Raw genomic sequence first — 13,771 nt, forward strand, 5'->3', positions numbered from 1 at the left:
GGCTAGCTCTTCCCGGTGGTGGGGGGGGGCGGGGGGGGGGCCCCCCCCCCCCCCCCCCCCCCGGGGGGGGGGGCCCCCCCCCCCCCCCCGGGGGGGGGGGGGGGGGGCCCCCCCCCCCCCCCCCCCGCTGTGTTGTCGCCGGATTTGTTGTTTCTCCAGGTGAAACGCTAATGGTCGGGCGCGTCGGGCGAGATGTTTGACTACAGTACGCAGTCATGCGAACACAACTTTCCGTGGTCGGTTCGGCCTGCACAGTTCTGCTCATGGCGGCGGGGCTGGCCGTTGCCGCGCCGGTGTTCGCAGCCCTACCCCGCGAGGCCGTGCCACGGGATGCCGTACCGCATCCGGCGGTAGCGGTCGCCGCCGATGTGGACCTCGCGATCACCCTCGACGGGACGACCCTCACCAACCAGAGCCAGCGCAAGACCGCCACCGCGACCGTGACCAACCACGGCACCGCGACCGCGTACGGCGTACGGCTGCGCTTTTCCGGTCGGGTCGACGGCGAGGTGGTCAATCCCAGCAGCGTCGCCTTCTGCCCGACGGCGGCGACACCCACCCCCGCCCCGCCGACCACCGCACCGTCCCTGGAGGTGACGGTCGGCGGCGAGTGCGGGCTGCCGGACCTCGCGCCCGGGCAGACACTCCGGCTCACCAGCACGATCGTCCGAACGGCACACGGCACCGGTCAGGTCGGCGAGGTCACCGTACGGGTATCACACGCCGGGACCGACCGGGCGGCGGCGAACGACTCCGCGACCGCCTCGATCGGTTTCGCCGAGGGTGCCGGACCCGACCTCTATGCCCGTGCCTGGGACGGACCGGCGGACCGGAGCGGGACGCTCACACCGGTGCCGCCGGGTGGCAGTGCCGACCTTCGCTTCGAGATCGGCAACCACGGCGTCGAATCGGTCAGCGGCATGGTGGTGACCATCGGACTGCCGAACCACGTCATGTTCGCCGAGGAGAGCGCCGGGTGCGCGTACGACGCCGGTCGGCGCAACGCCACCTGTACCTATCCGGACCTCTCCCTGGTGCCCGCGCGGGCGGATCGGGGCAGTGGCGATCGGAGCTTCTCGGCGGTCCGGTTCCGGCACCCGGTCCTGATCTCCCGGTCCGCTCCGGCCCCCGCCCGGCTGGACGGTGGGCGGGTCGAGGTCGAACCGCTGCTCGCCGGGCAGTTGCCGCCCACCGAACGGCTGCCCGAGGGGGCAACCGGGTTGGCGGCGACCGAGACGGTCGGTGTCGCCGACAGCGACCGGTTCTCCATGTCGACCGTGACCCGTGCCGGTGCGGCGGCCGGCCTGCCGTTGACCGGTACGCCGACCGGGCTGCTCGGCGGTCTCGGGCTCGGCGTACTCGTCGTCGGAGGCGGGCTGGTACTGCTGGCCCGCCAGCGTCGACTGGTCCCGGTGCTCCCGGCCACGTGACCGCCGCTGGCGGCGGCTCCAACCGGTGGTCATCCGGTGGGGATCCCGCTGGTGTGCCGCCCCGGTCCGGACGCGACGGCGGCGGCTGGCAGAGTGGTACGGCGTGACCGGTACCCCACACGGACAGCGCGCCAGCCTGGACAAGCAGCCGCACGAGGTGGCGGCGATGTTCGATGGCGTCGCCTCCCGGTATGACCTGACGAACACGATCGTCTCCTTCGGCCAGGACCGGGGATGGCGGCGGGCGACCCGGGCCGCGCTCGGGCTGCGCCCCGGTGAGCGGGTTCTCGACGTCGGCGCCGGCACCGGTGTATCGACCGAGGAACTGGCGCACTCCGGTGCGTACGCGGTGGGGCTCGACCTCTCCATCGGCATGCTCCGGGCCGGCCGCCGGAGCCGACCGGACGTGCCGTTGCTCGCCGGTGACGCGTTGCGGTTGCCGTTCCCGGACGCCTCCTTCGACGCGGTGACCATCTCACTGGCGCTGCGCAACGTGGTGGACAGCGAGGCGGCGCTGCGGGAGATGGCGCGGGTGACCCGGCCGGGTGGCCGGCTGGTGGTCTGCGAGTTCAGTACGCCGACCAACCCGGTCTTCCGTACCGTCTACCTCTCCTATCTGATGCGGTCGCTGCCGGCGGTGGCGCGGACGGTGTCGAGCAACCCCGACGCCTACGTCTACCTGGCCGAGTCGATCCGGGCCTGGCCGGACCAGGCCAGGCTGGCCGAGCGGATTGCGGCCTCGGGCTGGGGTTCGGTCGGTTGGCGGAATCTGACCGGCGGCATCGTGGCGTTGCACCGGGCCGTCCGCGAATAACTCCGCACGTCCGTGAAAGACCGGCACGTCCGCGAACAGGCCGACGCGTCCGCACTCGGGCTCCGGATACATAGAGCCGGTTTTCGTGTTTCGTCCCATTAGTACGGTCTGGGCCAGTAGGCTGCCCGCATGGCGGGTGCATATCGGCAGCCGGACCGCGACGACTGGTCGGCGGCGGCGGAGAACGGCGCGCCGGCCGACACGGACGCGGCTGAGCTGATCGCGCAGATCCGGCAGTTGGCCGCGGACGCCGACCCTGCCGGTGTACGGCAGGTGGTCGCGGAGGTGCTCTCCGCACTCGACCGCGCCGCCGGGGGTGCGTTACGCGAACAGTTGCCGAACGGACTGCCCGGCGTGGACGGTTACCCCGAGTCTTCCTCGGGTCACGCCGTGCCGAAGCGCGGTGTTCCCGATCCGGATCAGAGTGGAAACGGTGGGGAACCGTCCGGGGACGGGTGGAACTCCGCCACGGCGGAGCCCTCGGCCGGTTTCGCACAGCCGCCGGTCGACCTGCCGGCCGGGTACGAAAACGCCCCGGTCGATCTGCCGGCCGGAGGCGAATACCCGGAGCTTGGCCGAGCGGCGGAGTCGGACGGACCACCCGCCAACCGGCTGACCGGGGACGACGAGCCACCGGTGGGACTGTCCGATCTGGAGGCTGCCGGGTCGGAGGAGCGCCCGACCGGAGGGGCTTGACGGAATTCGTACGCGGTCGCACGCTCCTGACCGTGTCCACCTCGGTAACTTAGGTTCACCTAACCCGCTGGCGACCTCGTGGCGGTCTTAGACTCCTCACCGGATTCGCTTGTGAAGCATTTCACGAGCACTCGGGAAGGAGGCGCTGATGGCCACGGTCGAGTACGACGCGGACGTCATCGTCGTCGGTGCCGGACCGGGTGGTTCCACCACGGCCTATCACCTGGCCCGCAACGGCCTGCGTGTGCTCCTTCTGGAGAAGACCGAGTTCCCGCGCGAGAAGGTGTGCGGCGACGGCCTCACCCCGCGCGCGGTCAAGCAGCTCGTCAAGCTCGGCGTCGACACCTCGCCGGAAGCCGGTTGGCTGCACAACCGGGGACTGCGGGTGATCGGTGGCGGCATGCGGCTGGAGCTCGACTGGCCGGAACTCGCCAGCTTCCCCAACTACGGTCTGGTCCGGACCCGACTCGACTTCGACGACCTTCTCGCGAAGCAGGCGGTGGGCGCTGGCGCAGAGCTGCGTACCGGAGTCAACGTCGTCGGTCCCGTCCTCGACGACACCGGCCGGGCGATCGGGGTCCACGCGGAGTCCGGCCCGGGCAAGGAGCCGGTGACCTTCCGGGCTCCCCTGATCGTCGCCGGCGACGGCGTCTCCGGGCGTCTTCCGCTCGCACTCGGCCTGGCCAAGCGGGAGGACCGGCCGATCGGCGTCGCGGTCCGCCGCTACTACCAGTCACCGGCGAAGACGAACGACAACTACCTTGAGTCATGGCTTGAGCTGCGCAGCCGCGACTCGGGCGACAATCTGCTCCCCGGCTACGGCTGGATCTTCGGCATGGGCGACGGCCGGGTCAACGTCGGGCTCGGCGTGCTCAACTCCTCGTCCGCGTTCGGTAAGACCAACTACCGCCGGATGCTCACCGACTGGCTGGCGAACACGCCGCCGGAGTGGGGCATGACCGACGAGACCAATGCGGAGGGACCGATCCTCGGCGCCGCGCTCCCGATGGGCTTCAACCGGGTGCCGCACTACACCCGGGGCGTGCTGCTCGTCGGCGACTCCGGCGGCATGGTCAACCCGTTCAACGGCGAGGGCATCGCGTACGCGATGGAGTCCGGTGAACTCGCCGCCGAGGTGATCGTGCAGGCACTGGCCCGCGCCGAGGGCGCGGACCGGGAACGTGCGCTCGCCGGCTACCCGGCCGAACTCAAGGCTCGCTACGGCGGTTACTACCGGCTCGGCGGGATCTTCGTGAAGCTCATCGGCAATCCGCAGATCATGCGGATCGCCACCAAGCACGGCATGCCGCATCCGACCCTGATGCGGTTCGTACTGAAGCTGCTGGCCAACCTGACCGACCCCCGTGGTGGGGACGCGATGGACCGGGTGATCAATGCGATGACCAAGGTGGCACCAGCGGTGTGAGCAGCGGCCCCCGGGCGAAGGTGCCCAGGGGACTGTGAATAGTGTGAATTTCGTTAATCACCGAGGGCAGGGAAGGACGAGCAGGAGAAGAGATGTCGCTCTCGCCTTACGTACCCATCATCGGGCTCCTCGCCCTCGCCGCGGCGTTCGCGCTGTTCTCCGTCGGCGCCGCGCGGTTCGCCGGTCCGCTGCGTTACAACAAGGCCAAGCTCGAGGCGTACGAGTGCGGCATCGAGCCGAGCCCCCAGCCGCCAGGTGGTGGTCGGTTCCCGATCAAGTTCTACCTGACCGCGATGCTCTTCATCATCTTCGACATCGAGATCATCTTCCTCTATCCGTGGGCGGTGTCGTTCGACGCGCTGCCCATCTTCGGTTTCGTGGAGATGGTGCTGTTCATCGTCGCGGTCTTCGTCGCGTACGCCTATATCTGGCGGCGCGGCGGCCTGGACTGGGACTGAGGGAGGACGTCAGATGGGTATCGAGGAGAAACTCCCGGCCGGTGTCCTGCTCACCTCGGTGGAGAAGCTGGTCAACTGGTCCCGCAAGTCGTCCGTCTGGGGTGCGACCTTCGGTCTGGCCTGCTGCGCCATCGAGATGATGGCCGCCGGTGGCCCGCACTACGACATGGGCCGCTGGGGCATGGAGGTCTTCCGCGCCTCGCCGCGCCAGGCCGACCTGATGATCGTGGCCGGCCGGGTCAGCCAGAAGATGGCCCCGGTGCTGCGCCAGATCTACGACCAGATGGCCGAGCCCCGTTGGGTGCTCTCGATGGGCGTCTGCGCCAGCAGCGGCGGCATGTTCAACAACTACGCCATCGTGCAGGGCGTCGACCACATCGTTCCGGTCGACATGTACCTGCCCGGCTGCCCGCCCCGGCCGGAGATGCTGATCGACGCGGTGCTGAAGCTCCGCGAGAAGATCGGGCACGAGCCGCTCGGTCCGAACGGGCGCAAGATGCTTGAGGCCCGCAAGACTCGCGGTGACGTGCCGGTGGTGCCGTACGGCTCGATGCCGTCGTCGTACCGGAACGACAAGGCCCGGCGGGCGGAGTGGACACAGGCGGTGCGCGAAGGCCGCGAGGAACAGCTCCGGATCGAGAACTGGATGAAAGCACAGAACCACATCGGTGGGGGTGTCAAGCCGTGACCACGCCCAGTGACAAGCCCGGTGAGGGCGTACCGGTGGACGCCCCGCCGGTCGGCGCGACCAGCGGGGCACCCGCCGAGTACCCGCCGGCCAGCCCGGCCGGGCGCGGCATGTTCGGCATCCACGGTTCCGGCGACACCTCCGGCTTCGGCGGACTGGTCCGCCGCCGGGTCGGCCTGGTGGACAGCCCCCGGCCGTACGGCGGGTACTTCGACGAGGTCCGGGACGCGCTGGAGGAGGCGTACCCCGCCTTCGCCGACGCGATCGAGAAGATCGTGGTCGACCGCGGCGAGCTGACCCTGCACGTACGCCCGGAGCGGATCGCCGAGGTGTGCCAGGTGCTCCGCGACGACCGGGCGCTGCGGTTCGAGCTCTGCTCCTCGGTCTCCGGGGCGGACTACCTCGGCAGCGACGAGCGCCGGCTGCACGTGATCTACCTGCTGACCTCGATGACCTACCGGCGGCGGATCCGCCTGGAGGCCGCCGTCACCCCCGAGGAACCGCACCTGCCGAGTGTCACCGCGATCTACCCGACCGCCGACTGGCAGGAGCGGGAGGCGTACGACATGTTCGGGGTCGTCTTCGACGGCCACCCCGGTCTGACCCGGATCCTGATGCCGGACGACTGGGAGGGACACCCGCAGCGCAAGGACTACCCGCTCGGCGGCGTGCCGGTCGAGTACAAGGGCGCGGAGATCCCACCGCCGGACAAGCGGAGGAGCTACCAGTAATGACTACTCCTGGATACGCGGCGCAGCGCGAGACGACCGAGGGTCGGGTCTTCACCGTCACCGGTGGCGACTGGGACACCGTCGTCGCCGGCCACGACCCGATCGCGGACGAGCGGATCGTCGTCAACATGGGTCCGCAGCACCCCTCCACCCACGGCGTGCTGCGGCTGATCCTCGAACTTGAGGGCGAGACGGTCCGCGAGGCGCGCAGCGTCGTCGGCTACCTGCACACCGGCATCGAGAAGAACCTCGAATACCGCAACTGGGTGCAGGGCTCGACCTTCGTGACCCGGATGGACTACCTGGCGCCGATCTTCAACGAGACGGCGTACAGCCTGGCCGTGGAGAAGCTGCTCGGCATCACCGACGAGGTCACCGAGCGGGCGACCACGATCCGGGTGCTGATGATGGAGCTGAACCGAATCGCCTCGCACCTGGTCTGGCTCGCCACCACGGGCATGGAACTCGGCGCGATCTCGATCATGCTGTACGGCTTCCGTGAGCGTGAGTACATCCTCGACATCTTCGAGATGATCACCGGCCTGCGGATGAACATGGCGTACGTCCGCCCCGGCGGTGTCGCGCAGGACGTACCGGACGCCGCGATCGTCAAGATCCGTGAGTTCCTCGCCATGATGCCGAAGCGGCTCAAGGAGTACGAGGACCTCCTCTCCGGGCAGCCGATCTGGATCGAGCGGACCAAGAACGTGGCCGTGCTCGACGTGACCGGCTGTGTCGCGCTCGGCATCACCGGCCCGGTGCTCCGTTCGGCGGGGCTTCCCTGGGACCTGCGCAAGACGATGCCGTACTGCGGTTACGAGACGTACGAATTCGACGTACCGACCTCGGAGGACGCCGACGTCTGGGGACGCTACCAGGTTCGGCTCGGCGAGATCCGCGAGTCGCTCAAGCTGGTGGAGCAGGCGCTCGACCGGCTCCGCCCTGGCCCGATCATGGTGGCCGACAAGAAGATCGCCTGGCCGGCGCAGTTGGCCATCGGCGTCGACGGCATGGGCAACTCCCTCGAACACGTCGCGAAGATCATGGGTCAGTCGATGGAGTCGCTGATCCACCACTTCAAGCTCGTCACCGAGGGCTTCCGGGTGCCGCCCGGCCAGGTCTACGTCGCGATCGAAGCTCCCCGTGGCGAGTTGGGCGTACACGCCGTCTCCGACGGTGGCACCCGGCCGTACCGGGTGCACTACCGCGAACCGAGTTTCGTCAACCTGCAGGCCATCCCGGCGATGGCCGAGGGTGGTCTGATCGCGGACGTGATCGCGGGCGGTGCCTCTCTGGATCCGGTGATGGGTGGGTGTGATCGCTGATGGGCTTCAGTGAAGAGACGTACGGACGCGCGCGGGAGATCATCGCGCGTTACCCGGCTGACCGGTCCCGCTCGGCACTGTTGCCGCTGCTGCACCTGGTCCAGTCCGAGGAGGGCTATGTCTCCCCGGCCGGCGTCACGTTCTGCGCCGAGGTCCTCGGACTGAACAAGGCGCAGGTCGGCGCGGTCGCGACCTTCTACACCATGTACAAGCGCCGGCCCACCGGCGACTACCTGGTCAGCGTCTGCACCAACACCATGTGCAACGTCCTCGGCGGGCAGCAGGTCTACGACACCCTCTCCGAGCACCTCGGCGTCGGGCACGACGAGACCACCGCCGACGGCAGCATCACGCTGGAACACGCCGAGTGCCTGGCCGCGTGTGACTACGGCCCGGTGATGACCGTCAACTACGACTTCTTCGACCAGGTGGACCCGGACAGCGCGGTCGGCGTGGTCAACGAGCTGCGGGCCGGCAACCGGCCCACGCCGAGCCGGGGCGCCCGGCTCTGCACGCTCAAGGAGATGTCGCTCCAGCTCGCCGGTTTCTCCGACGAGCGCGAGGGCGCGGTCGCCGACGGGGTGCCCGGCGAGCCGACGCTGCGCGGTCTGCGCCTGGCCGAACAGCACGGCATCTCGGTGAAGGGCTTCGACCCGAACACCCCGATCAAGCGCAAGCAGGACGCCGCACCGGCACCGGCCACCACCCGACCGGCCGCCGCGACCGGCAGCACCGCGCCGGACGTACCGGCGCCGGACCAGAAGTCGCCGCAGTTGCGTACCGCGGAGACCCGCGCGCCGGACGCGAAGACGCCGGCACCGGACGCGCCGGGGGTAGCCACCCCGGTCGACGGCGAACCGCCGGTACCGGCGGACGCCCAGGCCGCCGCCGCCGCAGGCACCGCCACCAACCCGCCCGCCAGCGATGGCAAGCCGGCCGGTGACGACGCTGAGCAGCAGCAGCGTTCGTTGAAGGAGGCTCAATCATGAGTACGCCTCGGCCGGAGACGCTGGCGAAGCTGACCCCGGTGCTGACCAAGCGCTGGCTCTCCCCGGACGCCTGGAAACTCGACGTCTACCAGCGGCTCGACGGATACGCCGCGCTGCGTAAGGCGATCGCCGCCGACCCGGACGACCTGATCCAGCTGATCAAGGACTCTGGGCTGCGTGGTCGTGGTGGCGCGGGATTCCCGACCGGGCTCAAGTGGGGCTTCATCCCCCAGGGCGACGGCAAGCCGCACTACCTGGTGGTCAACGCCGACGAGGGCGAGCCGGGCACCTGCAAGGACCTTCCGTTGATGACGCACGACCCGCACTCGCTGGTCGAGGGCGTGATCATCGCGTCGTACGCGATCCGGGCCAGCCGGGCGTACATCTACATCCGGGGTGAGGCGGTCTACGCCGCCCGGCGGCTGCGGCACGCGGTCGACGAGGCGTACCGGGCCGGTTACCTCGGCAAGAACATCCTCGGCTCCGGGTTCGATCTGGACCTGGTCGTGCACAGCGGCGCCGGGGCGTACATCTGCGGTGAGGAAACCGCGCTGCTCGACTCGCTGGAGGGCTTCCGGGGGCAGCCCCGGCTGCGCCCGCCGTTCCCCGCGACGCACGGCCTCTACGCCTCGCCGACCGTGGTCAACAACGTCGGCACCATCGCCAGCGTGCCGTACATCGTGCTCGGCGGTGCCGACTGGTGGAAGAGCATGGGTACGGAGAAGTCCTCCGGCCCGATGATCTACTCGCTCTCCGGTCGGGTGAACAACCCGGGTCAGTTCGAGGCTGGCCTCGGCATCACGCTGCGCGAGCTGATCGAGCTGGCGGGCGGCATGCAGCCCGGGCACAACCTGCGGTTCTGGACCCCGGGTGGCTCGTCGACCCCGCTGCTCACGGCCGACCACCTGGACGTGCCGCTCGACTTCGAGGGGGTGGCGGCGGCCGGATCGATCCTCGGCACCACCGCGACCCAGATCTTCTCCGACCAGGACTGCCCGGTCTACGCGACCTACCGGTGGCTCGAGTTCTACCACCACGAGTCGTGTGGCAAGTGCACCCCGTGCCGGGAGGGCAACTACTGGATGGTCCGGGTCTACCGCCGGATCCTCTCCGGACAGGGCACCCAGGAGGACCTGGACACCCTGCTCGACACCTGTGACAACATCCTCGGCCGCTCGTTCTGCGGTCTCGGCGACGGCGCGACCAGCTCGGTGACCTCGTCCCTGCAGTACTTCAAGCAGGACTACCTCGACTACATCGAGGGGCGCACCGCGCCGAAGCTGTCGGACAAGCAGTTGGTAGGTGCGCACTAATGACTGATCTGAAGGCCGTCAACCCGGCCGGCGCCGCCGCGCCGGTGGAGACCGTCACGCTCACCATCGACGGCATCGAGGTGACCGCGCCCAAGGGCACGCTGCTCATCCGGGCCGCCGAGACGCTCGGTATCGAGATCCCCCGGTTCTGCGACCACCCGCTGCTCGCCCCCGCCGGGGCCTGCCGGCAGTGTCTGGTCGACGTGGAGGGCCAGCGCAAGCCGGTCGCCTCCTGCACCCAGACGGTGGCCGAGGGCATGGTGGTCAAGACCCAGCTCACCTCCCCGGTTGCCAAGAAGGCGCAGGAGGGGGTCATGGAGCTGCTCCTGCTCAACCACCCGCTCGACTGCCCCATGTGCGACAAGGGCGGCGAGTGCCCACTGCAGAACCAGGCGATGTCCACCGGCCGCCCGGAGTCGCGCTTCCACGAACAGAAGCGCGAGTACGAGAAGCCGATCAACATCTCCTCGCAGGTGTTGCTCGACCGTGAGCGGTGCGTGCTCTGCCAGCGCTGCACCCGGTTCTCTGAGGAGATCGCCGGGGACAAGTTCATCGACCTGATGGACCGCTCCTCCGGTGAGCAGATCAACGTCTACCGGGACGAGGTCTACGGCGGCGAGGGCGACGGCAGCGGACGCGACGCCGGCGGTGCCGGAGACGTCCCGTTCAACTCGTACTTCTCCGGCAACACCGTGCAGATCTGCCCGGTCGGCGCGCTGACCGGTGCCCAGTACCGGTTCCGGGCCCGCCCGTTCGACCTGGTCTCCACCCCGAGCGTCTGCGAGCACTGCTCCGCCGGGTGCGCCCAGCGCACCGACCACCGCCGGGGCAAGGTGCAACGCCGGCTCGCCGGTGACGACGCCGCGGTGAACGAGGAGTGGAACTGCGACAAGGGCCGCTGGGGCTTCCGCTACAGCACCGCCAACGAGCGGCTCACCAACCCGCTGATCCGCGACGCCAAGACCGGTGAGCTGCGGGAGGCTTCCTGGAGCGAGGCGTTCGCCTTCGCCGCCGAGGGGCTGCGTCGGGCCCGGGACGGCGCGTACGGCATCGGTGTGCTCACCGGTGGCCGGCTCACCGTGGAGGACGCGTACGCGTACGCGAAGTTCGCCCGGGTCGCGTTGAACACCAACGACATCGACTTCCGCGCCCGTCCGGTCGCCGCCGAGGAGACCCAGTTCCTGGCGAGCAACGTGGCCGGCGTGACCGACGTGACCTACGCCGACATCGAACAGGCGTCCGCGGTGGTCCTCGCCGGCCTGGAGCCGGAGGAGGAGTGCCCGATCCTCTTCCTGCGCCTGCGCAAGGCGTACCAGAAGAAGGGTCTCAAGGTCTACGCGCTGGCGCCGTTCGCCAGCCGGGGGCTGGAGAAGCTCGGCGCCAAGCTCGCCCGGGTCGTCCCGGGTGAGGAGGCGCGGGTGCTGGCCGAACACGACACGGTCGCCGAGGCGCTCAGCACGCCGGGCGCGATCCTCTTCGTCGGCGAGCGGCTCGCCACCGTACCGGGTGGACTCTCCGCCGCGGCGGCGGTCGCCGAACGTACCGGGGCGAAGCTGGCCTGGGTGCCGCGGCGAGCGGGCGACCGGGGTGCGGTCGACGCGGGCTGCCTGCCCAACCTGCTCCCCGGCGGGCGCCCGGTGAACGACCCCGGTGCGCGGGCCGAACTGGCCGGTGCCTGGGACGTGGCCGCTGGGGTCATCCCGAGCCAGGTGGGTCGGGACACCGACCAGATCATCGCGGCGGTCGCCGACGACCGGATCGGCGCGCTGGTGGTGGCCGGAGTCGACCCGTCCGACCTGGCCGATCCCCGGCTCGCCGAGGAAGCCCTGGAGAAGGTGCAGTTCCTGATCAGCCTGGAGATCAAGGGCGGTGCGGTCACCCGCCGCGCCGACGTGGTCTTCCCCGTCGCCCCGGTGGTCGAGAAGGCCGGTAGCTTCCTCGACTGGGAGGGCCGGCTGCGGACCTTCGAGGCGGTGCTCGACACGACCGCGATGAGCGACGCCCGGGTGCTGGACGCACTCGCCGCGCAGCTCGGAGTCGACCTCGGCACCGCCGACGTGAACAGCATCCGGCGCGAGCTGGGCGGACTGCCGGTGACCCGGGCGGGACGTCCGGCCAGCCCCGCGGTCGCGCCGGCCGAGGCCGCCGCCCCCGGCACGGCCGAGGCGGTCCTCGCCACCTGGCACCACCTGATCGACCTGGGCAGCCTGACCGAGGGTGACGCACAGCTCGGCGGCACCGCCCGCCCGCCGGTGGTCCGGCTCGGCAAGGCCGCCGCGGAGACGCTCGGCGTCGCCGACGGCGACGCGGTCACGGTCGGCACCGACCGGGGCGCGCTCACCCTGCCGCTGGAGATCACCGACATGCCCGACGGTGTGGTCTGGCTGCCGACCAACTCGCCCGGCTCGACGGTCCGGCGCAGCCTCGGCGTCACCTCGGGCGCGATCGTCCGGCTCTCCGCCGGTGCGTCCCACCTGGTCGCCGCCGACGCGGCCGACCGGCCCGGCCCGCTGCTCAACGCGGCAGCAGGAGGTGGAACCGAATGAGTATCGACTATCTGGCCCAGGATCCGACCCTTGCCGACTTCGGCAAGGACACCTGGTGGCTGGTGCTGCTCAAGATTGTCTTTGCCTTCGTCTTCGCGGTGCTGGCCACCCTGCTCGGGGTCTGGTTCGAGCGACGCGTGGTCGGTCGGATGCAGGTCCGTCCCGGACCTAACCAGGTGGGCCCCTTCGGTCTGCTGCAGACCCTCGCTGATGGCCTCAAGATGGCCTTCAAGGAGGACATCCTGCCGAAGGCGTCGGACAAGGTGGTCTTCTTCTTCGCCCCGACCATCTCGGTGATCAGCGCGGTGACCGCCCTCTCGGTGGTCCCGTTCGGCCCGATGGTGAGCATCTTCGGTGAGCGGACGCCGCTGCAGGTCACCGACGTGCCGGTGGCGGTCCTGGTGATCCTCGCCTGCTCCTCGATGGGCGTCTACGGCATCGTGCTCGGTGGCTGGGCTTCCGGCTCGACCTACCCGCTTCTCGGTGGGCTCCGGTCGAGCGCCCAGATGATCTCGTACGAGGTCGCGATGGGTCTCTCCATCGTCGCCGTCTTCATGACCGCCGGCACCATGTCGACCAGCGGGATCGTCGCCGCGCAGTCCGGCAACTCGTCGGCCAGCTGGGACATCTTCGGCTGGCACCCGACCGCACCGGCCTGGTACGCGATCCTGCTGCTGCCGAGCTTCATCATCTTCTTCATCGCGATCGTCGGCGAGACCAACCGGGCGCCGTTCGACCTGCCCGAAGCCGAGTCCGAGCTGGTCGCCGGCTTCATGACCGAGTACAGCTCGCTGAAGTTCGCCCTCTTCATGCTCTCCGAGTACGTCGCCATGGTGACCATGTCGGCGGTGACCGTCACGCTCTTCCTCGGTGGTTGGCGGGCGCCGTGGCCGATCACCTTCTGGGAGGGTGCGAACTCCGGCTGGTGGCCACTGCTCTGGTTCCTCGGCAAGGTGGTCCTGCTCGTCTTCGTCTTCGTCTGGCTCCGCGGCACCCTGCCCCGGCTCCGGTACGACCAGTTCATGAGGTTCGGCTGGAAGGTGCTGCTGCCGATCAACCTGGTCTGGATCCTGGCGCTCTCCGGCATCCGCTCGATCGACGGCTGGCGCGCGACCGACCGGTGGATCGTCATCGGCATCGTGGTCGCGGTCCTGTTGCTGATCGTGCTCTTCTGGCCCAACCGCAAGCCGGAACCGACCGAGACCCTGCAGCAGCAGGTGCGCTCCCGCCCGGCCGGCAGCTTCCCGCTGCCCCCCATGGACCTGGTGGTCCCGCCGAGTCCGCGGCTCAAGCGCGCGGTCGCCGAGCGGGAGCAGGCCGTCATCACCGCTGGCGCGGACGAGAAGGAGGTGTGA

12 protein-coding genes are annotated in these 13,771 nt (G+C 69.8%); all 12 read left to right on the top strand.

Features of this window, described 5'->3' with window-relative positions:
* Positions 1 to 215 precede the first annotated feature (215 nt).
* The 12 genes from ACIBF5_RS30700 to nuoH all read left to right on the top strand — a co-directional run bounded on the left by ACIBF5_RS30700 (position 216) and on the right by nuoH (position 13,771).
* Positions 216 to 1,430 (top strand): hypothetical protein, encoded by a 1,215-nt coding sequence (locus ACIBF5_RS30700; protein WP_396816422.1) that lies wholly within the window; start codon positions 216 to 218, stop codon positions 1,428 to 1,430.
* A gap of 103 nt (positions 1,431 to 1,533) precedes the next feature.
* Complete coding sequence (locus ACIBF5_RS30705) at positions 1,534 to 2,244, top strand: demethylmenaquinone methyltransferase (protein ID WP_396816424.1); 711 nt, start codon at positions 1,534 to 1,536, stop codon at positions 2,242 to 2,244.
* Between the two features lie 129 nt (positions 2,245 to 2,373).
* On the top strand, positions 2,374 to 2,940 hold the full coding sequence (locus tag ACIBF5_RS30710) for a hypothetical protein (RefSeq protein WP_396816426.1): 567 nt from the start codon (positions 2,374 to 2,376) through the stop codon (positions 2,938 to 2,940).
* 118 nt (positions 2,941 to 3,058) lie between these two features.
* Positions 3,059 to 4,366, top strand: a complete 1,308-nt coding sequence (locus tag ACIBF5_RS30715; protein WP_396816456.1) for a geranylgeranyl reductase family protein — start codon at positions 3,059 to 3,061, stop codon at positions 4,364 to 4,366.
* Positions 4,367 to 4,458: 92 nt separating this feature from the next.
* A complete protein-coding gene (locus ACIBF5_RS30720) occupies positions 4,459 to 4,824 on the top strand; it encodes an NADH-quinone oxidoreductase subunit A (protein ID WP_121158142.1) in 366 nt (121 codons plus the stop codon).
* Positions 4,825 to 4,837: 13 nt separating this feature from the next.
* The gene (locus ACIBF5_RS30725; protein WP_396816427.1) at positions 4,838 to 5,512 is read left to right on the top strand and encodes a NuoB/complex I 20 kDa subunit family protein; all 675 of its coding nucleotides are present in this window, start codon (positions 4,838 to 4,840) and stop codon (positions 5,510 to 5,512) included.
* On the top strand, positions 5,509 to 6,243 hold the full coding sequence (locus ACIBF5_RS30730) for an NADH-quinone oxidoreductase subunit C (protein ID WP_396816428.1): 735 nt from the start codon (positions 5,509 to 5,511) through the stop codon (positions 6,241 to 6,243). The genes ACIBF5_RS30725 and ACIBF5_RS30730 overlap by 4 nt, the downstream gene beginning before the upstream one ends.
* Positions 6,243 to 7,568 carry an NADH-quinone oxidoreductase subunit D gene (locus tag ACIBF5_RS30735; protein WP_396816429.1) on the top strand — a complete coding sequence of 442 codons (1,326 nt, stop codon included), beginning with the start codon at positions 6,243 to 6,245 and terminating at the stop codon, positions 7,566 to 7,568. The genes ACIBF5_RS30730 and ACIBF5_RS30735 overlap by 1 nt, the downstream gene beginning before the upstream one ends.
* Positions 7,565 to 8,557, top strand: coding sequence for an NADH-quinone oxidoreductase subunit NuoE (gene nuoE / locus ACIBF5_RS30740; RefSeq protein ID WP_396816457.1), 993 nt, complete (start codon positions 7,565 to 7,567; stop codon positions 8,555 to 8,557). Before ACIBF5_RS30735 ends, nuoE begins: the two co-directional genes overlap by 4 nt.
* Entirely contained in the window at positions 8,554 to 9,870 is a 1,317-nt protein-coding gene (gene nuoF / locus ACIBF5_RS30745; RefSeq protein WP_396816430.1) for an NADH-quinone oxidoreductase subunit NuoF, read from the top strand. Before nuoE ends, nuoF begins: the two co-directional genes overlap by 4 nt.
* Positions 9,870 to 12,416 (top strand): NADH-quinone oxidoreductase subunit G, encoded by a 2,547-nt coding sequence (locus tag ACIBF5_RS30750; protein ID WP_396816431.1) that lies wholly within the window; start codon positions 9,870 to 9,872, stop codon positions 12,414 to 12,416. The genes nuoF and ACIBF5_RS30750 overlap by 1 nt, the downstream gene beginning before the upstream one ends.
* 2 nt (positions 12,417 to 12,418) lie before the next feature.
* Positions 12,419 to 13,771: an NADH-quinone oxidoreductase subunit NuoH gene (gene nuoH, locus ACIBF5_RS30755; protein WP_121162419.1), complete on the top strand. Its 1,353-nt coding sequence runs from the start codon at positions 12,419 to 12,421 to the stop codon at positions 13,769 to 13,771.

Origin of the sequence: Micromonospora sp. NPDC050417, assembly GCF_044458865.1 — a bacterium.
Classification (GTDB): domain Bacteria; phylum Actinomycetota; class Actinomycetes; order Mycobacteriales; family Micromonosporaceae; genus Micromonospora_G.